Below are 22,827 nucleotides of genomic sequence, written 5' to 3' on the forward strand. Positions count from 1 at the left end.
GGAACGCCGGAAGTGAGGGACTCTCGGTGGACGTGCTTGGCGACGTGCTCGGTTCGCTTCGGCTGACCGGCGGGGTCATCCTCGAGGGGCATGGCCGCGGTCGCTGGTGCGTATCCTCGCAGCTCCTCCCGGAGGACGTCTCCGCGCTGTTCCCGGGCGGCGGCCCGATGGTCGCCTATCATTATGTCGACCGTGGCCAGCTGTGGGCCGAGTGCGACGGGCATCGCCCGGTCACCGCGGGCGAGGGCTCGGTCATCCTCTGTCCGCGCAACCACCGCCACCGCCTGTTCACCGACCCCGCCCAGCCGGCGCGCGATTCGCACGAGTTCGTCAGCCTGACCGAAGGCTCGCTGGCGCGTTTCGCGGTCGGCGAGGGGGAGGAGAGCGCCGCCTTCTACTGCGGCTTCCTCGGGGTGGAGGCGGATCATCCGCTGCTCGACTGCCTGCCGCCGTTGATGGTGGTGAGCAGCCGCGACGGACAGAGCGGGGACTGGCTGCGCAGCAACCTGCGCTTCCTGAGCGAGACGAGGCCCCCGCCCGAGATGGTATCGCGGATCGCCGAGCTGCTGTTCGCCGATGCGGTGCGCAACTATGTCGGCGCGCTGCCGAAGGGTGCGCAGGGCTGGCTCGCCGGGCTGCGCGACCCGGCGGTGGCGCGGGCGCTCGCGATCATCCACGCGCGCTTCGCCGACGAACTCGACATCGAGCTGCTGGCCCGCGAGTCGGGCGTTTCGCGGAGCGTTCTCGGCGAGCGCTTCGTCAGCCTGCTCGGCGAGCCGCCGATGCGCTATTGCAGCCGGTGGCGGATGCGGGTCGCGGCGAAGCTGCTGCGCGAGGGGCGCGAGAACAGCGCGTCGATCGCCTACAGCGTCGGCTTCCAGAGCGAGGCCGCCTTCACCCGCGCCTTCAAGCGCGAATATGGCGAACCGCCGGCAACCTGGAAGAAGCGGCACGAGGAGCGCGAGCGTGCGGTCAGCGCGGCGCAGCGCCCGGCCGCGCTCCCCGAGCAGCAGGTCCGCTACTGCCACGCCCACGACGGCACTCGGCTCGCCTGGTCACGGGTCGGCAAGGGGCCGCCGCTGGTGAAGACCGCCAACTGGCTCAACCATATCGAGCAGGACTTCGCGAGCCCGCTGTGGCGGCACTGGCTGCACGAGCTGACCGCCGGCCACGCGCTGGTCCGCTATGACGAGCGCGCCAACGGCCTCTCCGACTGGGACACGCCGGAGATCAGCTTCGAGGCGTTCGTCGACGATCTCGAGAGCGTGGTCGACTGCGCCCGGCTCGAGCGCTTCGACCTGCTCGGGATCAGCCAGGGCGCGGCGGTCGCGGTGGCGTTCGCCGTGCGCCACCCGGAGCAGGTCCGGCGAATGGTCCTGTGCGGCGGCTATGCGCAGGGCTGGAAGAAGCGCGCCCAGCCCGAGGAGGTGGCGCGGCGCGAGGCGATGCTGACCCTGACCGAACTCGGCTGGGGCGCCGAGAACCCGGCTTACCGCCAGCTCTTCACCAGCCTCTACATCCCCGACGCCACGCTCGCCCAGCAGCACTGGTTCACCGACGTCCAGAAGTGGAGCGCCTCGGCCGAGAACGCGGTGCGGCTGCAGCGGGTCCTGTCGGAGATCGACGTCGCCGAACTGCTCCCCGCGGTGCGGGTCCCGACGCTGGTCCTCCACGCCCGCCACGACCAGGTGGTGCCCTATTCATGCGGCGAGCAGCTCGCCCGCAGCATTCCCGGGTCGACCTTCGTCCCGCTCGACAGCGGGAACCACATCCTGCTCGCCGACGAACCGGCGTGGAAGCTGTTCGTGCGCGAGACCCGCGCCTTCCTCGCCGACTGAGCGGGGCCTAGCGGACCCGCGGGCCGCCGAACGGGAGCGGCGGGGGCGGCCGGCGATCGCGGCGCGGCAGCTGGGCCTGGTAGGCGACTCCGCAATGGTCGACGCAATAGGGGAAGCCCGGGTTGGCCTGGTTGCCGCAGAAGTGGAAATCGGGCTCGCCGGGATGGCCGATCGGCCACTTGCAGATGCGGTCGTTGAGATCGAGCAGGCTGGTCTTGTCGGCGATCTCCGGGCTCGGCTTGGCCGGGACCAGCCGGCGCGGCGGCGCGGGCGGGATCGGCGCCTGCTGCTCGCCCGGGCCCTGGCGGATGAACCCGCCCGGGCCGACCGAGCGATACTGGACGTTGGGGTCCGGCGCCGACGGGCGCTGCGGGGTCTGCGGTACCGGGACCGGGCGGGTCACGCGCGCCGGCGGCGTGCCGGTCGGGGCATCGCCCGCGGCGAGCTCGGCCGCGTCGCGCGCGGCAGGAACGGGATCGCGCGGCGCGGCGGCGGGCGCGGGCCGGGCGCTCGCCGCGGCGGCGCCCTTCTCCTCGCCGGGCTTCACCGGGGAAGGACGCGCCTCCAGCCCCAGTCGGTGCGCCTTGCCGATGACGGCGTTGCGGCTGACCCCGCCAAGGTACTCGGCGATCTGGCTGGCGGTGGCGCCCTCGGCCCACATCGACTTCAGTCGCTCGATGCGCTCGTCGGTCCAGGACATGCGTGTAGGTCTTCCTTCAAAAATCCGTGGGCGGCCGACGCGACGGTTGCTTGCCCGGGCGTCAGCCGATAGGCGCTGCCAACGTGAACGACCAGCCTTCAGCGTCAAACTGGGTCCGGGCGGAGCCCGGCCAGCCTCGGCTCAACGGCGTCAATTGGGGTGGCCTGAAGACCCTCTATATCAAGGAGGTCCGCCGTTTCTTCAAGGTCCAGCTGCAGACGGTCTGGGCACCGGCGATCACGACCCTCCTTTACCTCGTCATCTTCACCGTCGCGTTGGGCCGATCGGGGCGGACGGTGCTCGGCCATCCCTTCGCCGACTTCATCGCGCCCGGGCTGATCGTCATGGCGATGATCCAGAACGCCTTCGCCAATTCCAGCTTCTCGCTGCTGGTCGGCAAGATCCAGGGCACGATCGTCGACTATCTGATGCCGCCACTCTCGACCGGCGAGCTGCTCGCCGGGCTGGTGTCCGCCTCGGTGACCCGCGGGTTCCTGGTCGGCGGCGCGCTGTGGCTGGTGATGCTCTTCTATCCCGGCGTCCATGTCGCGGTGCACCACCCGCTGGCGGCGCTGTGGTTCGGCCTGATGGGGACGCTGCTGCTGTCCTTCCTCGGGGTGCTGACCTCGATCTGGGCGGAGAAGTTCGACCATGCGGCGGCGGTCACCAACTTCGTGGTGGCGCCGCTCTCGCTCCTGTCCGGCACCTTCTACTCGGTCGAATCGCTGGCGCCGACCTTCCGCGCGATCAGCCACGCCAACCCCTTCTTCTACATCATCTCGGGCTTCCGCTACGGCTTCCTCGGAGAGGCCGATTCACCGGTCGTGCTTGGCGCCGTGGCGCTGCTCGTGGTGAACCTGCTGCTGTGGTGGCTGTGCTTCACGCTGCTCAGGCGCGGCTGGAAGATTAAGAGCTAGGCGGGAACCGCCGCCGCGGCCGGGCGGTTCGCCCGGTCATGACCCAGACCATCGACACCGCCGACCGGATCGCCGTCGGCCTCGCCGCGGGGCTCGTCGGGACCGCGCTTATGACCCTGTCGCAGAAGGCCGAGATGGCGCTCACCGGCCGCCCCGAATCGACCACCCCGGCGAAGGCGGTCGAGCAGGTCAGCGGCGTCGCGCTCAAGGACGAGACGGCGGAGAAGCGCGCCTCCGTCCCGGTCCACTGGGCCTATGGCACGGCGCTCGGCACCGCGCTTGCCGGGCTCGAGCCGCTGCCGACCGCGGCGCGGACACCCGCCTTCTTTGGGCTGGCCTGGGGCAGTGGCGCCGCGCTGCTCAGCCGGCTCAGGCTCGCCAAGCCGCCGGCCGACCAGGACGGGCGGGAGCTGGCGATCGACCTTGGCCATCACCTCGTCTACGCGACCGGCGCGAGCCTTGCCTATGCGCTCGGCACCCGCTGGCTGGCCCAACGCCGCGCGGCCGCCGCATGACGGCCGGTTAATGAAGTTGAACCGCGGCTAACGGGTCCGTTCAGCCTCGAAACAAACGAGCTCCCCTAGAAGCGACCCATCAACGCTCAAGGGAGAGCCGACATGAAGAAGTTCCTGATCGCCGCCGCTGTCGCCGCCTCGGCCCTCAGCGCGACGGCCCCGGCCGCGGCGCAGTGGTACCCGCAGCCGCAGCAGCCGGGCTATGGCTACAACAACTATGGCTACGGCAACGGGCGCGGCCTGATGCAGCGGGTCGAGCGCATCCGCTGGCAGATCCGCATGCTCGACCAGCGCGACCGGCTGTCGAACCGCGAGGCGGCCTATCTCGACAACGAGGCACGCGACCTGCTGCAGCGCATCCGCTACTCGGCCGGCGATGGCGTCAACCCGCGTGAGCGCCAGGCGCTCGAGTGGCGCGTCCAGCGGCTCGAGCAGCGCGTCCGCGCCGAGGCCAACGACGGCAACTGGCGCGCCGGCGGCTTCCGCGACCGTGATCGGGACGGCCGTCCCGACCGTTACGAGGACGACCGCGGCTACGACCATGACGGGCGCTGGGACCGCTAAGCGGCACCAGAGCTGACGAACGGAGGGGCGCTCCGGCTTTGCGGCCGGGGCGCCTTTTCCTGTGCGGGGCAGGCGCCTATAGGCCCGACAGGCGCGGCGGGGGCCGCGTCCGACATCTTCATTCCTTCAAGGAGCCCTCACATGGCCATCACCCCACTCATGCCCGTCTATCCGCGGTGCGAGGTGCGGCCGGTCCGAGGCGAAGGCGTCTACCTCTACGGGGAGAATGGCGAGCGCTATCTCGACTTCGCCAGCGGGATCGCGGTCAACCTGCTTGGTCACGGCCATCCCCATCTCACCCAGGCGATCCAGCGCCAGGCCGAGACCCTGATCCATGTCTCCAACCTCTACGGCAGCCCACAGGGCGAGGCGCTGGCGCAGCGGCTGGTCGACCTCACCTTCGCCGACACGGTCTTCTTCACCAACTCGGGCGCCGAGGCGGTCGAGTGCGCGATCAAAACCGCGCGCCGCTATCACTATGCCAAGGGCAACCCGCACAAATATGAGCTAATCAGCTTCAAGAACGCCTTCCACGGCCGGACGCTGGGGACGATCAGCGCGACCGATCAGCCCAAGATGCGCGACGGGTTCGAGCCGCTGCTCGAGGGCTTCACCGTGGTGCCGTTCGACGATCTCAACGCGGCCTGCGCGGCGATCACCGAGCGCACTGCCGGCTTCCTGCTCGAGCCGGTGCAGGGCGAAGGCGGGATTCGCCCGGCCAGCCCCGAGTTCATGAAGGGTCTGCGCGCGCTCGCCGACGAGCACGACCTGATGCTGGTGCTCGACGAGGTCCAGTGCGGCGTCGCCCGCACCGGCACGCTCTATGCGCACGAACAGTATGGCATCACCCCCGACATCATGGCGACCGCCAAGGGAATCGGCGGCGGCTTCCCGATGGGCGCCTGTCTCGCCACTGAGAAGGCGGCGGCGGGGATGACCTTCGGCACCCACGGCTCGACCTACGGCGGCAACCCGCTTGCGATGGCGGCGGGTCAGGCGGTGCTCGACATCGTCACCGACCCGGCCTTCCTCGCCCAAGTCACCGGCATGGGCGAACGTCTTCGCGCCGCGCTCGAGCAGATGATTCCCAACCACGACCAGCTGTTCGACAGCGTGCGCGGCCTGGGCCTGATGCTCGGCATCAAGATGCGCACCGACAGCCGCGACTTCGTCAATTACCTCCGCGGCAAGGGCATCCTGCTGGTCGCGGCCGGCGACAACGTCGTCCGCGTGCTTCCCCCGCTGATCATCGACGAGGCCAACATCCGCGAATTCGTCGACGCGCTGAGCGCGGCGGCGGCGGACTATGCGGTGCCGGCGGCGGCGTAGCCTGCCGGTCTCTGCGGAGCGGCCACCAACCCTCGGAACGACGCTGGTCTGAGACTATCTGCTCAGCGCCCGCGCTCCGAGCCCGACCACCAGCGCTGCCGCGCCGACGATCAGCGCATCCTCGATGAGGCCGGTCTTCGTCTGGCCGTGTTTCACCATCGTCTGCTTGCGCGCAAGCCAGGTCGGGAAGGAGGCGAGGACCGCGGCGGTCGCGCCCGCCCAGGCGCCGGTGCGCTTCTCCTCGGGCCGGGCGAGGCTGGCGCCGGCGATCGCGCCGGTGGCCAGGCGAGCCGCGAGCCCGGCCGGCACGATCCGGTCGGGCGCCGACTTCATCTTGTCCCCGTAGAGTTCGCCGAGCGCGAGCGCAGCGGTGCCGGCCGCCACCCAGGGGTTGGCAAGCCACTTCATCCGCCCTTCCTGCTCGGGCAGCCGTCCGGCGGCGCTGGCGAGGCTGACGGCGGCGAGCGGGGTCATCGAGCGGGCGCCGGCGGTGGCGCCGACGAGGGCGGAGGCGAGCATGGCAGGTCCTTCGGTCTGTTCACGCGATCAACGCGCCGGCCCCCGGCGCGGTCCCGTTCTTGTTCGCCACCGGACGGCTTCCTATCTCGCCCGCAATGACTTCCGACAATCTGACCCTCGACGTGGCGCTCAGCGTCGTCATTCCCGAGCGCCACGCCCGCGGCCGCGCGGCCCGGCTCGGCCCCGCGCTCGCCAGCATTCTCGCCAATCACAAATATCCGCCGGTCCTCGAGAAGCTGCTGGCCGAGGCGCTGGTGCTGACCGCGCTCCTCGGTTCGCTGCTCAAGGACCCGGGCGGGCAGCTCACCATTCAGGCCCAGACTGAGGGCGGCGCGATCGACCTGCTGGTCTGCGACTATCTCGGCGGCGAGCTGCGCGGCTATGTCCGCCATGACGCGGAGAAGATCGCCGATCTCGGCCCCAACGCCAGCCTCAAGAGCCTGTTCGGGCGCGGCTATCTCGCGATCACCTTCGACCAGCCGGCGACCGACGAGCGCTACCAAGGGATCGTCCCGCTGGAGGGCGACAGCCTGGCCGAGGCGGCGCAGAGCTATTTCAGCCAGTCCGAGCAGATCCCGAGCCTGATCCGGCTCGCCGTGCGCCGCGACGAGGCGGGCGAGTGGATTGGCGGCGGGCTCCTGTTCCAGCACCTCCCCGAGGGCGAGGAGGGTCGCGAGCGGCTCCACACGCGCCTCGACCATCCCGACTGGGATCATGTCGCGGCGCTCGCCGGGACGATCCGCCCGGAGGAGCTAACCGACCCCGCGCTGCCGCTCGACACGATCGTCTGGCGGCTGTTCCACGAGGAAGCCGAGGTGCGCACGCTTGCGCCTGTCGCGCTGTCGCGCGGCTGCCGCTGCGACCCCGACTATGTCCGTTCGGTGATCGCCCGCTTTCCGGCGGAGGACCGCGCAGAAATGGCCGACGAGAGCGGTCTCATCAAGGTCGATTGTGCCTTTTGCGCGACGAGCTTCCCGATCCACTTCGATCGCGCTGATCTGTGTTAAGCTGAGAGCAATGTTGCTCCGATTCGCCACGGCGCTCGCCGCCTTCGTCCTGACCGCGGGCGCGGTCCATGCCTTCCCCGGCGTGGAGGGCGGCGCATGGGAAGTCAGCCGCTCGGCAGCGGGCGGCAATGCGGCGCGGGTCTGCGTGCCCGACATCGCGGTGCTCGCCCAGTGGGAGCATCGCGGCCAGCCTTGTACCCGGGTGGTGATCAGCCGGACCCCGGCGGGCGAGGTCATTCATTACACCTGCCCGGGCGGCGGCTTCGGGCAGACCAAGGTGACGATGATCACCCCGCGCACGCTGCGGCTCGAGACCCAGGGGATCAGCGGCGGCCTGCCGTTCGCCTACACGCTGACCGCGCGCCGGGTCGGCGGCTGCTGAGATCCATTAAGGCTCTGTTTAACAAGCCTGTGCTAGCGCTTTCCTCGTGCTTCTCGTGGAGCACGTATTCCTCCCTTCGGGTAAGAGCCCGACACCTGGGCCGCTTCGACAGATTGCCGGGCGGCCCTCTCTTTTGAGTCGACGCCGCTTCGACTAAGGCGCGCCCGTCATGACAGAAGAACGCCACGCCGTGGTCCTCCTCTCGGGCGGACTGGACTCGATGGTTTGCGCCGCCCTCGCGCGCGAGCAGGGCTTCCGGGTGCTCGCGCTGACGGTCGACTACAACCAGCGGCACCGGGTCGAGCTGAACGCCGCGCGGCGGATCGCCGCCGACCTCGCCGACCGCCACATCGTCCTCCCGCTCGACCTGCGCGCGTTCGGCGGGTCCGCGCTGACCAGCGACGTGGCGGTCCCCAAGGATGGCGTCGGCGAGGGCATCCCGGTCACCTACGTCCCCGCGCGCAACACCATCTTTCTTAGCCTGGCGCTCGGCTGGGCCGAGGCGGCGGGCGCGCGCGACCTGTTCGTCGGGGTCAACGCGCTAGACTATTCCGGTTACCCCGACTGCCGGCCCGAGTTCATCGCCGCCTTCGAGCAGCTTGCTAACACCGCGACCAAGGCCGGGGCGGAAGGCGACCGCTTCACCGTTCACGCGCCGCTCCAGCACATGACCAAGGCCGACATTGCGCGCGAGGCCGCCCGGCTCGGGCTCGACGCGGGGCTGAGCCACAGCTGCTACGACCCGGCGCCGGACGGCGGCGCCTGCGGCCTGTGCGACGCCTGCCGGCTGCGCGCCAAGGGGTTCGAGGACGCCGACCTCCCCGATCCGACGCGCTACGCGGCGGCGCGATGAGCTACGCGGTCAAGGAAGCCTTTCTGACGCTGCAGGGCGAGGGGGCGCAGAGCGGAAGCCGCGCGGTGTTCCTCCGCTTCGCCGGCTGCAACCTGTGGAGCGGGCGCGAGGAAGACCGGGCCAGCGCGCAGTGCCGCTTCTGCGATACCGACTTCGTCGGCATGGACGGGGAGGGCGGCGGCCGCTTCGCCGATGCCGCGACGCTGGCCGACCATGTCGAGCGATTGTGGGGCCAGGGCGCCGAGCGGCGACTGGTGGTGATCACCGGCGGCGAGCCGATGCTGCAGCTGGATTCCGGGCTGGTCGAGGCGCTTCACGCGCGCGGCTTCCGGATCGCGATGGAGAGCAACGGAACGCTTCCGGCGGCGGCGGGGCTCGACTGGCTGTGCGTCAGCCCCAAGGCCGGAACGGAGGTCGTCCAGCGGGCCGGCGACGAGCTCAAGCTGGTCTGGCCGCAGCCAGGGATCGACCCTGAGGCGCTCGAGCGCTGGGACTTCGCGCATTTTCTCGTCCAGCCGATGGACGGGGCGGACCGGGCAGCGGCGCTGGACGCGGCGATCGCGCTGGTGATGGAGCGGCCGCGCTGGCGGCTCAGCCTCCAGGCGCACAAGGTGGTCGGACTGCCCTGACCCGGGCCGGCCGGCCGCCTACTGGGCGTTGCCGGGCGGGTTCGCCGGAGCGGCGGGCAGGGGCGCGAGCGTATCGGCGGGCGCGCTGCTGTTGCCGGCGCCGGCCGGGGCGGTCGCCGGGCTGCTGCGGCGCGGGGCCGGGCGATGCTCGTCGGTCGCGGCGGCGCGGCTGGCGGCGCGATTGGCGGAGGCGGCGCTGGCGGCCTGGGCGGCGTTGGCGGCCTGGTCGGCAGCGAGATTGGGGATGTCGTCGGGCGGCAGATCGGCCGCCATGTTCGCCGCGTCGGCATCGGCGGCGTCGATCGAGGTCATGTCGTTGGTCAGGCCGATGCTCGACACGGCGCTGTTGTCGTCGACGCTGACCGCGTTCGAGGTCTCGGCGTTGCGATGGCAGCCCGCCAGAAGGATCGCCGCCGCGCCCAAGGGCAGAACCGCCCGCATTCCCACTCTCCCGAACTTGCCCGAATGTGAAAGAGGCTGCCGGCCCTGCCGACAGCCTCCCGATCCGTCGACGCTCCCCGCGAGGGGGAGCGCCCACCGATTACATGGCGTTGTTAGTCGCCGTGTTCATCGTCGTCGTGGTGGTCGTGGTGTTCGACGCATTCATCGACGAGTTCATGTCGGTCGAGTTCATCGACATGTTGGCGTCGTTCGACATGGCGTTCATGTCGGTCGCGTTCATGTCGGTGGCGTTCATGTCGGTGGTGGTGGTGTTCATGTCGGTCGTCATGTTGGTGTCGACGTTCATGGTGTTGTTCGCGGCTTCGTTGCTGCTGCAAGCCGAAACCGCCAGGGCCGCACCAGCGACCAGGATAAGAGCACGCATTCAAGACTCCCTAGATAAATATGATCTGGCGTGGCTTAGCCGCGTCGCAAATCGGGCTGCACAATACTGACTCGTTTGCCGGCCCTCAAGCACCTTTGCTGGGCAGGCCTATTTTTCCCAGAAATTCGGGAAATTCTTGTTCCAGCGCTTCGTCCAACGCTTTCATTTTGGCTCTGTTCCCAAGCGCTTGCAGCGAGGTCACGCCAAAATCGGCGATCCCACACGGGACGATCCCGCCGAAATGGGAGAGATCCGGGGAAAGGTTGATGGCGAAGCCGTGGAGCGTGACCCACTTCTTCACCCGCACGCCGATCGCCCCGATCTTGGCCTCGGCCGACCCCTCGCCGGTCCAGATCCCGATCCGCCCGGGTTCCTGCCGGGCGGCGACCCCGAGCCGGCCGAGCGCGGCGATCATCCAACCCTCGAGCGCGGCGACGAAGGCGCGAACGTCGCGGCCGCGGCGGTCGAGGTCGAGCATCAGGTAGCCGACCCGCTGCCCGGGACCATGATAGGTGTAGCGCCCGCCGCGCCCGGCCACATGGACCGGGAAGCCCATCGGGTTGAACAGCTCGGCCGGGTCGGCGCTGGTGCCGGCGGTGAACAGGGGCGGGTGCTCGACCAGCCACACCAGCTCGCCCGCGGTCCCGGCCCGGATCGCCGCGGCGCGCTCCTCCATTCGGGCCAGCGCCGCCTCGTAGGCGGTGAGCCCGGGCGCGACTTCCCATTCGACGCCGGCGATCGTCCTCATCGCCCGCCGGCTTGGCGGATCGGCGCGCAGCGGGCAAGCCGATTGCCACTCGCCGCGCCGCTCCGCTACGGACGGCGGCGAAGCGAGGGGAAACAAGCATGCGTCCACTGTCCATTTCAGAAGCCTGGGCCGGCAGCATGGCCCGGCTGCGCAGCGACGGACGCCTCTACGGCGCGGTCGGGCTCGCCTTCTTCGCGCTCCCCGACCTCGTCTATTCGGTCGCCGGGGCGAGCTCGATGGCCAGCGCCCAGCGCGATCCCGGCTCCTTCGCCCTGCTCCTCCTCATGCTGCTGCTCGGGATGGTCGGGCAGCTCGCGCTCGCCCGCCTCGCGCTTGGCGGCGGCGCCAGCGTCGGGGAGGCGATCCGTCATGCCGCGCGGCGCATCCCCGCGCTGATCGGCGCCGGTTTCCTCGTCGCGCTGCCGCTGATGCTCCCGCTCGTCCCGATTCTCGCCACCCTCCAGGGCGTGACCCCCAACAGCGTCCCGAGCGGCGGGCAGACGCTCGCCGCCCTCGCGTTCCTCCTCTGGTCGGTGCTGGTGGTGTGGGTCGCGGCCCGGCTGATGCTGCTCAGCCCGGTCGTCACCAGCGAGCCGCTCGGGCCGCTGGCCGCGCTGCGGCGGACGCTGGCGCTCACCAAGGGGCGCGCGCTCCGTCTGTTCGGGCTGATCGTCGCCTTCCTGATCGTCGCCGCGGTCGCCAGCATCGCGATCAGCTCGGCGGTCGGCGTGGTCGTCGTGCTGGCGCTCGGCCGGCCCGAGCCCTGGTCGGTTTCCGCGCTGCTGCTGGCCTTGGTCGCGGCGCTGGTCCAGGCCGCGATCACCGTCCTATTCGTGCTGCTGATCGCGCGGATCTACGCGCAGCTCGCCGCGCCGGAGGTCGGGGTGCCGAGCAGCGGCACCTGAGGCGCGCAGTCCGACGGCAGGACCCCGGCGAGCCGCGGGTCGGCGAAGGTCTCGACCGCTCGGCGGACCGGCATGAAGCCGGCGCGACGATAGGCGGCGAGCGCCGCCGGATGGTCGAGCGAGCAGGTATGGACATGGACCCGCGCCACCCCGGGCCGCCACGCGTGCTCGACCGCCTCGGCGAGCAGCCAGCGCCCGTGGCCCCGCCCGGCGAGTTCGGGAACCAGCCCGACGAACGCAAGCTCGCAGCTTTCCGGTTCGCGAAAGTCGAGCTCGAGCAGCCCCGCCTCGCCCTCGTCTTCGGCCACCACCCGGAACAGCTCGACCGCGTCCGAGCCGAGGATCGCGCCGAGTTCACCCTCATCCATCACCAGCCGCGAGAACCAGAGCCAAGGGGCCCCGACGCGGCGGAACAGCCGGCGGTACTCGTCGCTCGTGGGCCGCACCCACCGCTCCAGCCGCAGCGGGGAGGATGGGACCGCGAGCACGGGCCGCGCACGCATCTCGAGATAGGTGACCACCGCGGCAAGCTGCTGATCGGCAAGCGGCTCCAGGCTCATCCCCTCACGCCCGCCGTTCCGGCCCGCACTCGCCGCGTCACGCCCATTTCGCCAGCGGCGGCAGGCTCATCAGGATCGCGTCGATGTTGCCGCCGGTCTTCAGCCCGAACAGCGTCCCGCGGTCGTAGAGGAGGTTGAACTCGACATAGCGGCCGCGGAAGCGGAGCAGCGCGTCCATCTCCTCCGCGGTGAACGGCTCGGCCATGCGTCGCCGGACGATCGCCGGAAACACGTCGAGGAACGCTTCGCCAACGTCGCGGGTGAAGGCGAAATGCTCCTCGAAGGTAGGGCCCTGGCCCGGTTCCGCGCACTCCAGCCGGTCGTAGAAGATCCCGCCGACCCCGCGCGCGACCTGGCGGTGGGGGATCCAGAAATACTCCTCCGCCCACTTGGCGAAGCGGTCGTAATAGGTCGGGTCGTGCGCGGCGCAGGCGGCGCGCAGCCGGGCGTGGAAGGCGTCGGTGTCCTCCTCCCGCGGCAGCGCCGGGTTGAGGTCCGCGCCGCCGCCGAACCAGCGCTTCGTCGTCGTCAGGAAGCGCGTGTTCATGTGCACCGCGGGGACGCGCGGGTTGGCCATGTGGGCGACGAGGCTGATTCCGGTGGCGAAGAAGCTCGGATCCTCCTCGGCGCCGGGGATGCTCTTGGCGAATTCCGGGCTGAAGCGGCCACCGACGGTCGAGACGTTGACCCCGACCTTCTCGAACACCTTGCCCGTCATCTGCCCGCGGACGCCGCCGCCGCCGCTCGAACCGTCTTCCTCGGTGCGGTCCCATGGGATGTACTGGAAGGCGGCGTCGGAGCCGGCCTCCCGCTCAATCGCCTCGAACGCGGCCGTGATCCGGTCGCGCAGGGACTCGAACCAGGCGCGGGCCTGCAGCTGCTGGTCGTCGAGCGGCTTCATGTCGGCAGTCCTCCGGTCTGGCGAAGTGCCTCGGCCAGCGCGATCGCGGCCGAGGTGGCGAGATTGAAGCTGCGCACCGCCGGGCGCAGCGGGATCCGCGCGGCGAGCGGGCAGGCGGCGCGGACCGCGTCGGGGACGCCCGCGCTCTCCTTGCCGAACAGCAGCACGTCGCCGGGCTCGAAGCGGGTGTCGAACAGCGAGGTGTCGGCCCGGGTCGTCAGCAGCACCAGCCGGGCAGGCGAGACCGCCCGGGCGAAGGCGGCGAACCCGGCGTGGCGGCGCACCTCGACATGATCGATATAGTCCATCGCCGTCCGGCGGACCCGCCGGTCGTCCCAAGCGAACCCCATCGGCTCGATCAGCTCGACCGGGCAGCCGAAGCAGGCGCCGAGCCGCAGCACGGCACCGACGTTGCCGGCGATCTCGGGTTCGAACAGGGCGAGGCGCATGGCCGGCCGTTACGGCGAACGCCTCGCCGCGGGCAAGGCACACATTCCCATTTGCAAGCTTGTAGCGAGGCGCTATCAGCCGCCCAATCCGCCGGAGAAGAAGGCTTCCCGGCGGTTCGTCATATGTGACTTCATCCGGGGCACACGCGACAAACGGATACAAGGGTGAGCATGGCCACGCTGGAACATGAAGCCAACGGTGAACCGATCATCGATGGCGACGGGGGTGAGGGCGGCGTCCGCCGCCGTGATTTTATCAATGTCGCGGCGCTGAGCTTCGCCGGCGTCGGCGCGGTCGCGGTGGCGCTCCCGCTGATCAGCCAGATGTCTCCGTCGGCCGACGTGCTGGCGCAGGCGTCCGTCGACGTCGACATCTCCAAGATCCTGCCGGGGCAGGCGATCAAGACCAGCTGGCGCAAGCAGCCGATCTTCGTTCGCAACCTGCAGCCGAAGGAGATTGCGGAGGCCAATGCGGTCCCGCTCAGCGAATTGCGCGATCCCGAGACGCTCGCGCAGCGGACCAAGCCCGGCCACACTAACTGGCTGATCACGCTGGGCGTCTGCACTCACCTCGGCTGCATCCCGCTCGGCACCGGCGAGGGCGAGAACCGCGGCGAGTTCGGCGGCTATTTCTGCCCCTGCCACGGCTCGCAGTACGACACCGCCGCCCGCATCCGCAAAGGCCCGGCCCCCAAGAACCTGGTCGTGCCGCCCTACGAATTCTCGTCGCCCACCGTGGTCAAGATCGGCTGAGGAAAGACTGACATGAGCTTCGCCTGGGCCAAGCCCTACGAACCCAAGACCGAGATCGGCCGCTGGTTCGATGACCGCCTCCCGCTCCCGCGCCTCGTCTACGGCGCGATCGGCGGCGGCTATCCGGTGCCGCGCAACCTCAACTATTTCTGGAACTTCGGCGTGCTCGCCGGGATGGCGCTGGCGATCCAGATCGTCACCGGCATCGTGCTGGCGATGCACTATTACAGCTATGCCGGCGGCGCGTTCGAGAGCGTCGAGCGGATCATGCGCGACGTCAATGGCGGCTGGTTCATCCGCTACGCGCACGCCAACGGCGCCAGCTTCTTCTTCGCGGTCATCTACATCCACATCTTCCGCGGGCTCTACTACGGCTCGTACAAGGCCCCGCGCGAGCTGGTGTGGATGCTCGGCGTGGTCATCTACCTGCTGATGATGGCCACCGGCTTCATGGGCTACGTCCTCCCCTGGGGGCAGATGAGCTACTGGGGCGCGCAGGTCATCACCGGCTTCTTCTCCGCCATTCCGGTGGTCGGCGAGTCGATCCGCGTCTGGCTGCTCGGCGGCTATGCGCCGGACCAGGCCGCGCTCTCGCGCTTCTTCTCGCTTCACTACCTTCTGCCGTTCGTGATCGCCGGCGTGGTCGTGCTGCACATCTGGGCGCTGCACATCCCGGGGTCGGGCAACCCGACCGGTGTCGATGTCAAGGACGAGAAGGACACGCTGCCCTTCCACCCCTTCTACACGGCCAAGGACGGCTTCGGGGTCGGGGTCGCGCTGCTCGTCTTCGCGACCGTGCTCTTCTACTTGCCCAATTATTTCGGCCACTCGGACAATTATATCGAGGCGAACCCGCTGGCGACCCCGGCGCATATCGTTCCCGAATGGTATTTCTGGCCCTTCTACGCGATCCTGAAGAGCTTCACCTTCGACTTCATCCTGCCGGCCAAGCTGTGGGGCGTGCTGGCGATGTTCAGCTCGATCCTGTTGCTCTTCTTCCTGACCTGGATCGACCGCTCGCCGGTCCGCTCGACCAGCTACCGTCCGGTCTACAAGCGCTTCTTCTGGCTGCTGGTGGTCGACGTGCTGGTGCTCGGCTGGATCGGCGGCTCGGCCCCGACCACCGCGCGGATCATCATCGGCCAGATCGCCGCCGCTTACTATTTTGCGCACTTCCTCATCATCCTGCCGCTCGTCTCCAAGTTCGAGAAGCCGCTGCCGCTGCCGACCTCGATCACGGCGTCGGTGCTGCACGGCGAGGAAGAAGAGAGCGCTCCGTACGGGCTCGCCAAGAGCGCGCCCGCGGCTGCCGAATAAGGGGGGACCGATGGTCCGCAAGATTGGATATCTCGTCGGCTTCGGCTTCGTCCTGGCCCTGCTCCTGTCGCTCTGGTCGAACGTCAAGGACGCCATCGCGAACCCGACCCCGGAGTCGGCGACCGAGCAGCTGCACAAGGAGCCGCGCCCGCTCAGCCTCGCTTCGGACGGTCCGTTCGGGCGGTTCGACCGGGCCCAGCTGCAGCGCGGCTTCCAGGTCTATTCGGAGGTCTGCTCGGCCTGCCACAGCCTGAAGTACGTCGCCTTCTACGATCTCGCGCAGCTCGGCTACACCCCGGCCGAGATCAAGAAGATCGCGTCCGACTGGAAGACCGAGGTCCCGACCGTCAATCCGGACACCGGCGAGGCCTCGACCCGCAAGGCGCTTGCGTCCGACCATTTCCCGTCGCCCTTCGCGAACGAGACGGCGGCGCGCGCGGCGAACAACAATGCACTTCCGCCTGACCTGTCGCTGATCACCAAGGCCCGCGAGGGCGGAGCGCCCTACGTCCACTCGCTGATCACCGGCTATGCGGCGCAGACCCCGGACCTGGTCCGCAAGTATCCGGAAGTGAAGACCCCAACCGGGCTCCACTACAATCCCTACTTCGCCAACCTCAACATCGCCATGCCGCCGCCGCTGACCAGCGACGGGCAGGTCGAGTATAAGGATGGCACCAAGCCGACCGTCGACCAAATGGCGAAGGACGTCTCGGCGTTCCTGGTGTGGACCGCGGAGCCCAAGCTCGAGAACCGTCACCGCGCCGGTCTCGCCGCGATCGTCTTCCTGCTGTTCGGCACCGTCTTCGCCTATTTCGCCTACCGGACCATCTGGGCCGAGGCGAAGCGCAAGGTGCAGGCCAAGGGTCCGCTGGACCCCGAGCATCGCGCGACGATGGACAAGCAGAAGGCCGAGCACGGCATCGCCGGCTGACCGGCGGCCCGTGACGGCTTGAAGGGGAGGGGCTCGCGGCGACGCGGGCCCCTTCTTCGTTGGAGAAGCGGATGAACGACGACCTGAAGGCGCTGGTGCGGACCATCCCGGATCACCCCCGCCCCGGCATCCTGTTCCGCGACGTCACCACCCTGCTGCTCGACCCGTGGGGGCTCAGGCAGAGCGTCGAGCGGATGGCGGCCTCGGTCCCCACGCGGCCCGACCTTGTCGCCGGGATCGAGGCGCGCGGCTTTACCCTCGGGGCGGCGCTCGCTGTGGCGCTCGGCTGCGGGCTGCTGCTCATCCGCAAGGACGGCAAGCTGCCGGGCGAGACGATCGCCGAAGACTATGCGCTCGAATATGGGACGGACCGGCTGGCGATGCACGTCGACGCCTGCGCGCCCGGCGCCCGGGTGCTGGTCGTCGACGACTTGCTGGCGACGGGCGGGACCGCGCTGGCGGCGGCCCGGCTGGTACGGCGGGCAGGCGCGGCAGTGGGCGGCGCCCGCTTCCTCATCGACCTGCCGGATCTCGGCGGCGGCGACCGGCTGCGCGCCGAGGGGATCGCCGTCGAGGCGCTGATGACCTTTCCCGGCCACTGACCAAGGGAGCCGTCGGAACGGCGCACTCCTCCCCTTCGTTCATACCGGGCAGGGGAGTGGGAGATTGTTCATGCGTAACCCGATCCTCGCCACGGGCGCCCTCGCCCTCGCCGCCGCCACGCTCGGTGGCTGTGCCTACGACAGCTATGGCTATGGCGGAGGCTTCGGCCTCGGCATCGGCGGTGGCGACTATTACGGCGCCGGCTACGACTATGCCCCGTACGGCTGGTACGGCGACTATTATTACCCCGGCGTCGGTGCCTACGTCTATGATCGCGGGCGCCACCGCCACGCCTGGAACGGCGACCAGCAGCGCTACTGGGGCGACCGTACCCAGCGCTGGCACCAGATGGGCCGTTCCCCCGTCACCGGGGAGAACTGGTCGGGCATGCGCGGCTATCACGGCCGCCGCCGCTAGCCCGGCTCACTCCGGCGCCGAGCGCCGCTTGATCAGGACGATGGAGGTGAAGCGAAGCACCTCCACCCCGTCCTGGTTGGTGACCGAGGTGGCGGTCCGGTAGCTGCCGAGGTCCGGCCGCGACCGCGACGCCGTCTTGTCGATGATCGTCCCCGCCACGGTGATCGTGTCGCCGGGATGGACCGGCTTCAGCCAGCGCAGCTCGTCGATCCCGGGCGAGCCCAGCGAGGCGACCGGATGCTCCTTCATCGCCCGCACCATGACCGCCATGGTCATCGCGCAGCTGTGCCAGCCGCTTGCCGCGAGCCGTCCGAAATGGGTCGCCGCCGCCGCCTCGTCGGACAAGTGGAAGGGCTGGGGATCATATTGGCGGGCGAACTCGAGCACCTCCTCCCGCGTCACCGCATAGGAGCCGAACACGCGGCGGGTGCCGGGCTCGAGGTCTTCGAAATAGATCATCCGCCGGTTCCTTCGTCGAACGAGCCTTGCCGTCCGTCCGCCGCCGTGCTCGCCTGCGCGCGGCATTTTCACAAGGGGGGATCCGATGGTTCGAATGTCGTTTCTGCTGGTCGCGTCGGCGGCTGGCCTTTCCTTCGCGGTGCCGGCGCTGGCGCAGAGCAGCGACGCCAGCCGGATCATCGACGAGGGGCTGAACCGCAGCCGGGTTATGCTGACCGCGAGCGAGCTGATGGATGGCATCGGCCCGCGGCTGACCGCCTCCTCCAACATCCGCAAGGCGGAGGACTGGGCGCTCGCCAAGTTCCAGGGCTACGGCCTCGCCAACGTCCATCGCGAGCCGTGGGAGTTCGGCCGCGGGTGGAGCTTCGACAATGCCAGCGCGACCATGGTCGCGCCGCGCCGGGTGCGGATGACGGTCATTCCGATCGCCTGGACTCCGGGGACCAACGGCGCGGCGCTCCGCGCGCCGATCATCGTCGCACCGATCAGCAAGGTCGAGCATTTCGCCGCCTGGCGCGGCAAGCTCGCGGGCAGGATCGTGCTGGTCAGCCTCCCCGGCAGCGCCGTGGCCGAGGACAAGAACCCCGTCTTCCAGCGCTTCTCCGACAAGGACATCGCGGAGGAGGACCGCTACGAGCTGCCGACCTACGATCCGGAGACGCTCGACCGGCGGATGAAGCGCTTCCAGTTCGCCAAGCAGCTCGACGAGTTCCTCCGCGGCGAGGGCGCGCTCGCCTGGGTCCGCAAGAGCTACCGCGACGGCGGGCTGGTGAGCGGGGAGGGCTACAGCTATCTCGCCGGCCAGTCGCCCTCGCTGCCCGGCTTCGAGTTGACCGCCGAGGATTACCGCCGGCTGGCGCGGCTGGCCAAGACGGGTCCGGCACCGACCGTCGAACTGATGAGCGACGCCCGCTTCGACGACACCAGCCGGATGGCCAACAACATCATCGCCGACCTGCCCGGAAGCGATCCGAAGGCCGGCTACGTCATGGCCGGCGCGCACTTCGATAGCTGGGTCGCTGGCGACGGCGCGGCCGACAACGGCGCTGGCAGCGCGGTCGTGCTGGAAGCGGCGCGGATCCTTCGCCAGCTCGGCGTCCGCCCGAAACGCACGATCCGTTTCGCGCTATGGGAAGGCGAGGAGCAGGGGCTCCTCGGCAGCCGCGCCTATATCGAGCAGCACCTCGCCTCGCGGCCGATCCCGGCGGGAATGGACGGGCTCACCGCCTACTTCACCTGGGGCACGCGCTTTCCCATCCAGAAGAAGCCCGGCTACGACCAGCTCAAGGCCTATTTCAACATGGACAATGGCTCGGGCAAGTTCCGCGGCATCTATGCCGAGAACAACTCGGCCGCGGCGCCGCTGCTGCGCGAGTGGATGGCGCCCTACAACGCGCTCGGCGCCGACCGCATCGTCGCCGGCAAGACCGGCGGGACCGACCATGTCTTCCTCCAGGCAATCGGCCTGCAGGGCTTCCAGTTCATCCAGGACCCGCTCGACTATGAAAGCCGGGTCCACCACTCCAACGTCGACACGCTCGACCATGTCCGCGGCGACGACATGCGGCAGGCGGCGGTGGTGATGGCGGGCATGCTGCTGGCCGCGGCGAACAACGACAAGGAACTCCCCCGCCCACCGCTTCCCACCCAGCCAACCGCCACCGACCCGTTCGCCTACGCGGACCCGGACAAGCTCTGATCAGACGTTGAACTTGAAGTGGAGGACGTCGCCGTCCTTCACTTCATACTCCTTGCCTTCCTGGCGGAGCTTGCCCGCGTCGCGCGCGCCGGCTTCGCCGCCGAGCGCGACATAGTCGTCGTAGGCGATCGTCTCGGCCCGGATGAAGCCGCGCTCGAAGTCGGAGTGGATGGCGCCGGCCGCCTGCGGCGCCTTCGAACCCTTCTCGACCGTCCAGGCCCGCGCTTCTTTGGGGCCGACGGTGAAGAAGGTGAGGAGATGGAGGAGGTCGTAGCCGGCGCGGATCACCCGGGCGAGGCCGGTTTCCTGCAGCCCCATTTCGGACAGGAACATCAGCCGCTCGTCCATGTCCATCGCGACGAGCTCGCTCTCGATCGCGGCGGACACCACGACCGCGTTGGCGTTCTCGGCCTTGGCCTTGTCGAACACGCGCTGCGACTGCTCGTTGCCGTTCGCCGCGTCCTCCTCGTTGACGTTGCAGACGTAGAGGACCGGCTTGGCGGTGATCAGCTGCGCCTGCGCGAACAGCCGCGCCTCTTCCTCGTCCTTGGGCTGGGTGAGGCGCGCGGGCTTGCCGTCGCGCAGCAGCTCGAGCGCCTGGCCGAGCACCGCGGCGGCGATCTTCGATTCCTTGTCGCCCTGCTGCCCGCGCTTGACGAGGTTGGGCACGCGGCGCTCGAGGCTCTCGAGGTCCGACAGCAGCAGCTCGGTCTCGACCACCTCGGCGTCGGCGATCGGGTCGATCCGGTTCTCGACATGCTGGATGTCGTCGTTCTCGAAGCAGCGCAGGACATGGACGATCGCGTCCACCTCGCGGATGTTGCCGAGGAACTGGTTGCCCAGGCCCTCGCCCTTGGACGCGCCACGGACCAAGCCGGCGATGTCGACGAAGGCGAGCTGGGTGGGGATGATCTTGGCCGACTTGGCGATCCCGGCAAGCTTGTCGAGCCGCGGGTCCGGCACCGCGACCTGCCCGACATTGGGCTCGATGGTGCAGAAGGGATAGTTGGCGGCCTGCGCCGCCTGCGTCTCGGTGAGCGCGTTGAAGAGCGTCGATTTGCCGACGTTCGGCAGGCCGACGATGCCGCAGCGGAAACCCATGTCTGGTCCTATGTTTTCGGGAGTTGCGGCGCCTTAGCGGCAGCGTGGCGCGATTGCCAGCGCGGGACGCCAGCGCCACAGCGGTGGAGGATGCCACCGTATCGGCGGCGCTTCCTAACTTGGCGGTGACGACTGTCGGTTAGGGCGGGGGCATGTCCAGCGTGCGTCCGCTTACCCTTGCCCGCCTCGGCATCGTCTATTTCCTGCTCGCCGCGCTGGCGGTCCGGCTGACCCGCTACGACGGGGGCGTCGCCTTCCTCTGGCTCGCCACCTCCTACCTCATCGCCGAGATGAGCGTCGTCAGCCGCCGCGCCTGGAGCCGCCAGCTGGCGGTGGCCGGGTTCGCCAGCCTGGCCGCGACCTCGCTGTGGGGGTTCGGCTGGAAGGCGGCACCGGTGATGGCCGCGGCTAACATGCTGGAGGCCTATGCCGCCGCCCATTGGCTCCGGCAACAGGTGCGCCAGTCGCCGCTCCACTCCCTCGCCTGGTTCGGCCGCTTCGCCTCTACCGTCGCGATCACCGCCCCGCTGGTCAGCGCGCCGATCGCGATGACGGTCGGTCTCGCGCTCGGCAACCCGCCGGTCGCGACCTTCGTCCACTGGTTCACCGGCCACGCGCTCGGCAACCTCACCTTCGCTCCCATCTTCATCCTCCTGCTGCAGGGCAAGTTCGCGCGGCTGCGGACGCACCGGAAGGGAAGGTCCGCGCGCGAGACCCTGCTGCTCCTCGGCCTGTCGCTGGCGACCACCACCGGCTGCTTCCTCCAGACCCGCTTTCCCCTGCTGTTCCTGCCGGTGCTGCCCTTGATCCTCATCACCTTCCGGCTCGGCCGCAGCGGCGCGGTGACCGCGACCATGATGCTCGCGCTGGTCGGCGGCGGGCTGACGCTGGCGGGCTATGGTCCGGTCCAGCTGATGACGAGCGGCACCGGGATGCGGCTGCAGTTCTTCCAATTTTATCTCGCCGCGACGGTGCTCACCATCTGGCCGGTCGCGGCCGACCTCCAGAACCGCTCGCGCCTCCACCGCGAGCTGAGGGTCAGCGAGGAACGCTACCGGCTGCTCGCCGATCATTCGACCGACATCCTGATGCACATCGATGCGGACGGCATCGTCCATTACGTCAGCCCGAGCATCTGGCAGCTCGGCGGCTACGCCCCGGAGGAGCTGGTCGGCTGCAACGCGCTTGCGGTGATCGCGCCCGAGTATCACGCGATGGCGATGGAGGAGCATCGGCTGACGCTGGCCCAGCCCAGCCTCACCCGCAGCTTCGAATATGAAGCGTTGACCCGCGCCGGGGAGCGGCGCTGGTTCGAGACCCGCAGCCGCGCCATCGTCGACGAGGACGGCCGCTCCGACGGCACGATGAACATCGTCCGCGATATCAGCAGCCGCAAGGAGACCGAGCGCTTCCTCGCCCGTGCCGCCAGCACCGATGCGCTGACCGGCCTGCCCAACCGCCGCGCCTTCCGCCTCGCGGTCGAGCGGCGGGCGATGATCGAGGAAAGCCAGGACTGCGTCGCGCTGCTCGACATCGACCATTTCAAGCGGGTCAACGATCGCTTCGGCCACGACGGCGGCGACGAGGTGCTCCGCCACTTCGCCGCGGTCGCCCGGCGGATGGTCCGCCAGCACGACTTCGTCGCACGGATGGGCGGGGAGGAGTTCGCGATCCTGTTTGCCGACACTTCGCTCGAACAGGCCATGCTGGTGTGCGAGCGGCTGCGTCAGGAGATCGCCGCGGCGACGATCGAGCTGGCCGGGGTGCCGCTGGCCATCACCGTCAGCGGGGGCGTCGCCGCGGTCGGCAGCGACGGGGTCGACGAAGCGCTGAAGATCGCCGACCTCGCGCTTTACGAAGCCAAGGAGTCCGGCCGCGACCGCATGTCGTTGGCGGCCTAGC

27 protein-coding genes are annotated in these 22,827 nt (G+C 69.5%); 17 read left to right on the forward strand and 10 right to left on the reverse strand.

Features of this window, described 5'->3' with window-relative positions; genetic code table 11:
- Positions 1-26 precede the first annotated feature (26 nt).
- Positions 27-1,838, forward strand: a complete 1,812-nt coding sequence (locus tag HMF7854_RS06210) for an alpha/beta fold hydrolase (RefSeq protein WP_126718302.1) — start codon at positions 27-29, stop codon at positions 1,836-1,838.
- A 7-nt stretch (positions 1,839-1,845) separates the two neighbouring features.
- Here HMF7854_RS06210 and HMF7854_RS06215 read toward each other — a convergent pair whose 3' ends face one another.
- The gene (locus HMF7854_RS06215; RefSeq protein ID WP_126718303.1) at positions 1,846-2,538 is read right to left on the reverse strand and encodes a GcrA family cell cycle regulator; all 693 of its coding nucleotides are present in this window, start codon (positions 2,536-2,538) and stop codon (positions 1,846-1,848) included.
- Positions 2,539-2,621: 83 nt separating this feature from the next.
- Between HMF7854_RS06215 and HMF7854_RS06220 the strand changes: the two genes are divergently transcribed.
- From HMF7854_RS06220 to HMF7854_RS06235, 4 genes are all read left to right on the forward strand, one after another.
- Positions 2,622-3,455 (forward strand): ABC transporter permease, encoded by an 834-nt coding sequence (locus HMF7854_RS06220; protein WP_126718304.1) that lies wholly within the window; start codon positions 2,622-2,624, stop codon positions 3,453-3,455.
- A 38-nt stretch (positions 3,456-3,493) separates the two neighbouring features.
- Positions 3,494-3,970 (forward strand): hypothetical protein, encoded by a 477-nt coding sequence (locus HMF7854_RS06225; protein WP_126718305.1) that lies wholly within the window; start codon positions 3,494-3,496, stop codon positions 3,968-3,970.
- A 102-nt stretch (positions 3,971-4,072) separates the two neighbouring features.
- Positions 4,073-4,534, forward strand: coding sequence for a hypothetical protein (locus tag HMF7854_RS06230; RefSeq protein WP_126718306.1), 462 nt, complete (start codon positions 4,073-4,075; stop codon positions 4,532-4,534).
- 141 nt (positions 4,535-4,675) lie between these two features.
- On the forward strand, positions 4,676-5,863 hold the full coding sequence (locus tag HMF7854_RS06235; protein ID WP_126718307.1) for an aspartate aminotransferase family protein: 1,188 nt from the start codon (positions 4,676-4,678) through the stop codon (positions 5,861-5,863).
- A 54-nt stretch (positions 5,864-5,917) separates the two neighbouring features.
- Here HMF7854_RS06235 and HMF7854_RS06240 read toward each other — a convergent pair whose 3' ends face one another.
- Entirely contained in the window at positions 5,918-6,382 is a 465-nt protein-coding gene (locus HMF7854_RS06240) for a DUF4126 family protein (protein ID WP_126718308.1), read from the reverse strand.
- A 95-nt stretch (positions 6,383-6,477) separates the two neighbouring features.
- Here HMF7854_RS06240 and hslO point away from each other — a divergent pair, with 95 nt between their 5' ends.
- From hslO to queE, 4 genes are all read left to right on the forward strand, one after another.
- Complete coding sequence (hslO, locus tag HMF7854_RS06245) at positions 6,478-7,389, forward strand: Hsp33 family molecular chaperone HslO (RefSeq protein ID WP_126718309.1); 912 nt, start codon at positions 6,478-6,480, stop codon at positions 7,387-7,389.
- Between the two features lie 10 nt (positions 7,390-7,399).
- Positions 7,400-7,771, forward strand: a complete 372-nt coding sequence (locus tag HMF7854_RS06250) for a hypothetical protein (RefSeq protein ID WP_126718310.1) — start codon at positions 7,400-7,402, stop codon at positions 7,769-7,771.
- A 169-nt stretch (positions 7,772-7,940) separates the two neighbouring features.
- Positions 7,941-8,624, forward strand: a complete 684-nt coding sequence (gene queC, locus HMF7854_RS06255; protein WP_126718311.1) for a 7-cyano-7-deazaguanine synthase QueC — start codon at positions 7,941-7,943, stop codon at positions 8,622-8,624.
- Entirely contained in the window at positions 8,621-9,253 is a 633-nt protein-coding gene (gene queE, locus HMF7854_RS06260; protein WP_126718312.1) for a 7-carboxy-7-deazaguanine synthase, read from the forward strand. The genes queC and queE overlap by 4 nt, the downstream gene beginning before the upstream one ends.
- A gap of 18 nt (positions 9,254-9,271) precedes the next feature.
- Here queE and HMF7854_RS06265 read toward each other — a convergent pair whose 3' ends face one another.
- From HMF7854_RS06265 to lipB, 3 genes are all read right to left on the reverse strand, one after another.
- On the reverse strand, positions 9,272-9,694 hold the full coding sequence (locus HMF7854_RS06265) for a hypothetical protein (protein ID WP_126718313.1): 423 nt from the start codon (positions 9,692-9,694) through the stop codon (positions 9,272-9,274).
- A 100-nt stretch (positions 9,695-9,794) separates the two neighbouring features.
- Positions 9,795-10,079, reverse strand: coding sequence for a hypothetical protein (locus HMF7854_RS06270; RefSeq protein ID WP_126718314.1), 285 nt, complete (start codon positions 10,077-10,079; stop codon positions 9,795-9,797).
- 85 nt (positions 10,080-10,164) lie between these two features.
- Entirely contained in the window at positions 10,165-10,827 is a 663-nt protein-coding gene (gene lipB / locus HMF7854_RS06275; protein WP_126718315.1) for a lipoyl(octanoyl) transferase LipB, read from the reverse strand.
- 98 nt (positions 10,828-10,925) lie between these two features.
- Here lipB and HMF7854_RS06280 point away from each other — a divergent pair, with 98 nt between their 5' ends.
- Entirely contained in the window at positions 10,926-11,732 is an 807-nt protein-coding gene (locus HMF7854_RS06280; RefSeq protein ID WP_126718316.1) for a DUF7847 domain-containing protein, read from the forward strand.
- Here the strand turns inward: HMF7854_RS06280 and HMF7854_RS06285 are convergent.
- Genes HMF7854_RS06285 through HMF7854_RS06295 form a run of 3 tightly spaced genes read right to left on the reverse strand, consistent with a single transcriptional unit; the run spans position 11,681 to position 13,642 of the window.
- On the reverse strand, positions 11,681-12,292 hold the full coding sequence (locus HMF7854_RS06285) for a GNAT family N-acetyltransferase (protein WP_126718317.1): 612 nt from the start codon (positions 12,290-12,292) through the stop codon (positions 11,681-11,683). The two genes, HMF7854_RS06280 and HMF7854_RS06285, sit on opposite strands and share 52 nt — an antisense overlap.
- A 37-nt stretch (positions 12,293-12,329) precedes the next feature.
- A complete protein-coding gene (hemF, locus tag HMF7854_RS06290; RefSeq protein ID WP_126718318.1) occupies positions 12,330-13,193 on the reverse strand; it encodes an oxygen-dependent coproporphyrinogen oxidase in 864 nt (287 codons plus the stop codon).
- Positions 13,190-13,642, reverse strand: a complete 453-nt coding sequence (locus HMF7854_RS06295) for a tRNA (cytidine(34)-2'-O)-methyltransferase (RefSeq protein WP_126718319.1) — start codon at positions 13,640-13,642, stop codon at positions 13,190-13,192. Before HMF7854_RS06295 ends, hemF begins: the two co-directional genes overlap by 4 nt.
- Positions 13,643-13,813: 171 nt before the next feature.
- Here HMF7854_RS06295 and petA point away from each other — a divergent pair, with 171 nt between their 5' ends.
- From petA to HMF7854_RS06320, 5 genes are all read left to right on the forward strand, one after another.
- Complete coding sequence (gene petA, locus HMF7854_RS06300) at positions 13,814-14,395, forward strand: ubiquinol-cytochrome c reductase iron-sulfur subunit (RefSeq protein ID WP_126720095.1); 582 nt, start codon at positions 13,814-13,816, stop codon at positions 14,393-14,395.
- Between the two features lie 12 nt (positions 14,396-14,407).
- Positions 14,408-15,712, forward strand: a complete 1,305-nt coding sequence (locus HMF7854_RS06305) for a cytochrome b (RefSeq protein WP_126718320.1) — start codon at positions 14,408-14,410, stop codon at positions 15,710-15,712.
- A 10-nt stretch (positions 15,713-15,722) separates the two neighbouring features.
- Entirely contained in the window at positions 15,723-16,646 is a 924-nt protein-coding gene (locus HMF7854_RS06310) for a cytochrome c1 (RefSeq protein ID WP_126718321.1), read from the forward strand.
- A gap of 71 nt (positions 16,647-16,717) precedes the next feature.
- Positions 16,718-17,248, forward strand: coding sequence for an adenine phosphoribosyltransferase (locus HMF7854_RS06315; RefSeq protein ID WP_126718322.1), 531 nt, complete (start codon positions 16,718-16,720; stop codon positions 17,246-17,248).
- Between the two features lie 70 nt (positions 17,249-17,318).
- Positions 17,319-17,666: a hypothetical protein gene (locus tag HMF7854_RS06320; RefSeq protein ID WP_185829184.1), complete on the forward strand. Its 348-nt coding sequence runs from the start codon at positions 17,319-17,321 to the stop codon at positions 17,664-17,666.
- 6 nt (positions 17,667-17,672) lie between these two features.
- Here HMF7854_RS06320 and HMF7854_RS06325 read toward each other — a convergent pair whose 3' ends face one another.
- Positions 17,673-18,125, reverse strand: a complete 453-nt coding sequence (locus HMF7854_RS06325) for a MaoC family dehydratase (RefSeq protein ID WP_126718323.1) — start codon at positions 18,123-18,125, stop codon at positions 17,673-17,675.
- A gap of 85 nt (positions 18,126-18,210) precedes the next feature.
- On the opposite strand from HMF7854_RS06325, the gene HMF7854_RS06330 reads away from it, so the two are divergent.
- Positions 18,211-19,824: a M20/M25/M40 family metallo-hydrolase gene (locus tag HMF7854_RS06330; protein WP_185829185.1), complete on the forward strand. Its 1,614-nt coding sequence runs from the start codon at positions 18,211-18,213 to the stop codon at positions 19,822-19,824.
- On the opposite strand, the gene ychF is transcribed toward HMF7854_RS06330, so the two are convergent.
- Positions 19,825-20,925 carry a redox-regulated ATPase YchF gene (ychF, locus tag HMF7854_RS06335; protein ID WP_126718324.1) on the reverse strand — a complete coding sequence of 367 codons (1,101 nt, stop codon included), beginning with the start codon at positions 20,923-20,925 and terminating at the stop codon, positions 19,825-19,827. It lies immediately after the preceding gene.
- Positions 20,926-21,077: 152 nt separating this feature from the next.
- Here ychF and HMF7854_RS06340 point away from each other — a divergent pair, with 152 nt between their 5' ends.
- Positions 21,078-22,826: a sensor domain-containing diguanylate cyclase gene (locus HMF7854_RS06340; protein ID WP_126718325.1), complete on the forward strand. Its 1,749-nt coding sequence runs from the start codon at positions 21,078-21,080 to the stop codon at positions 22,824-22,826.
- Position 22,827 lies beyond the last annotated feature (1 nt).

Source organism: Sphingomonas ginkgonis (genome assembly GCF_003970925.1).
GTDB classification, from domain to species: Bacteria; Pseudomonadota; Alphaproteobacteria; order Sphingomonadales; family Sphingomonadaceae; genus Sphingomicrobium; species Sphingomicrobium ginkgonis.

What these genes read in the sequence shown, in the direction of transcription:
- HMF7854_RS06215 (WP_126718303.1), bottom strand. Translation starts at nt 2,538, where the DNA reads ATGTCCTGGACCGACGAGCGCATCGAGCGACTGAAGTCGATGTGGGCC.
- HMF7854_RS06225 (WP_126718305.1), top strand. Translation starts at nt 3,494, where the DNA reads ATGACCCAGACCATCGACACCGCCGACCGGATCGCCGTCGGCCTCGCC.
- HMF7854_RS06230 (WP_126718306.1), top strand. Translation starts at nt 4,073, where the DNA reads ATGAAGAAGTTCCTGATCGCCGCCGCTGTCGCCGCCTCGGCCCTCAGC.
- HMF7854_RS06235 (WP_126718307.1), top strand. Translation starts at nt 4,676, where the DNA reads ATGGCCATCACCCCACTCATGCCCGTCTATCCGCGGTGCGAGGTGCGG.
- HMF7854_RS06240 (WP_126718308.1), bottom strand. Translation starts at nt 6,382, where the DNA reads ATGCTCGCCTCCGCCCTCGTCGGCGCCACCGCCGGCGCCCGCTCGATG.
- hslO (WP_126718309.1), top strand. Translation starts at nt 6,478, where the DNA reads ATGACTTCCGACAATCTGACCCTCGACGTGGCGCTCAGCGTCGTCATT.
- HMF7854_RS06250 (WP_126718310.1), top strand. Translation starts at nt 7,400, where the DNA reads ATGTTGCTCCGATTCGCCACGGCGCTCGCCGCCTTCGTCCTGACCGCG.
- queC (WP_126718311.1), top strand. Translation starts at nt 7,941, where the DNA reads ATGACAGAAGAACGCCACGCCGTGGTCCTCCTCTCGGGCGGACTGGAC.
- queE (WP_126718312.1), top strand. Translation starts at nt 8,621, where the DNA reads ATGAGCTACGCGGTCAAGGAAGCCTTTCTGACGCTGCAGGGCGAGGGG.
- HMF7854_RS06265 (WP_126718313.1), bottom strand. Translation starts at nt 9,694, where the DNA reads ATGCGGGCGGTTCTGCCCTTGGGCGCGGCGGCGATCCTTCTGGCGGGC.
- HMF7854_RS06270 (WP_126718314.1), bottom strand. Translation starts at nt 10,079, where the DNA reads ATGCGTGCTCTTATCCTGGTCGCTGGTGCGGCCCTGGCGGTTTCGGCT.
- lipB (WP_126718315.1), bottom strand. Translation starts at nt 10,827, where the DNA reads ATGAGGACGATCGCCGGCGTCGAATGGGAAGTCGCGCCCGGGCTCACC.
- HMF7854_RS06280 (WP_126718316.1), top strand. Translation starts at nt 10,926, where the DNA reads ATGCGTCCACTGTCCATTTCAGAAGCCTGGGCCGGCAGCATGGCCCGG.
- HMF7854_RS06285 (WP_126718317.1), bottom strand. Translation starts at nt 12,292, where the DNA reads ATGAGCCTGGAGCCGCTTGCCGATCAGCAGCTTGCCGCGGTGGTCACC.
- hemF (WP_126718318.1), bottom strand. Translation starts at nt 13,193, where the DNA reads ATGAAGCCGCTCGACGACCAGCAGCTGCAGGCCCGCGCCTGGTTCGAG.
- HMF7854_RS06295 (WP_126718319.1), bottom strand. Translation starts at nt 13,642, where the DNA reads ATGCGCCTCGCCCTGTTCGAACCCGAGATCGCCGGCAACGTCGGTGCC.
- petA (WP_126720095.1), top strand. Translation starts at nt 13,814, where the DNA reads ATGGCCACGCTGGAACATGAAGCCAACGGTGAACCGATCATCGATGGC.
- HMF7854_RS06305 (WP_126718320.1), top strand. Translation starts at nt 14,408, where the DNA reads ATGAGCTTCGCCTGGGCCAAGCCCTACGAACCCAAGACCGAGATCGGC.
- HMF7854_RS06310 (WP_126718321.1), top strand. Translation starts at nt 15,723, where the DNA reads ATGGTCCGCAAGATTGGATATCTCGTCGGCTTCGGCTTCGTCCTGGCC.
- HMF7854_RS06315 (WP_126718322.1), top strand. Translation starts at nt 16,718, where the DNA reads ATGAACGACGACCTGAAGGCGCTGGTGCGGACCATCCCGGATCACCCC.
- HMF7854_RS06320 (WP_185829184.1), top strand. Translation starts at nt 17,319, where the DNA reads ATGCGTAACCCGATCCTCGCCACGGGCGCCCTCGCCCTCGCCGCCGCC.
- HMF7854_RS06325 (WP_126718323.1), bottom strand. Translation starts at nt 18,125, where the DNA reads ATGATCTATTTCGAAGACCTCGAGCCCGGCACCCGCCGCGTGTTCGGC.
- HMF7854_RS06330 (WP_185829185.1), top strand. Translation starts at nt 18,211, where the DNA reads ATGGTTCGAATGTCGTTTCTGCTGGTCGCGTCGGCGGCTGGCCTTTCC.
- ychF (WP_126718324.1), bottom strand. Translation starts at nt 20,925, where the DNA reads ATGGGTTTCCGCTGCGGCATCGTCGGCCTGCCGAACGTCGGCAAATCG.
- HMF7854_RS06340 (WP_126718325.1), top strand. Translation starts at nt 21,078, where the DNA reads ATGTCCAGCGTGCGTCCGCTTACCCTTGCCCGCCTCGGCATCGTCTAT.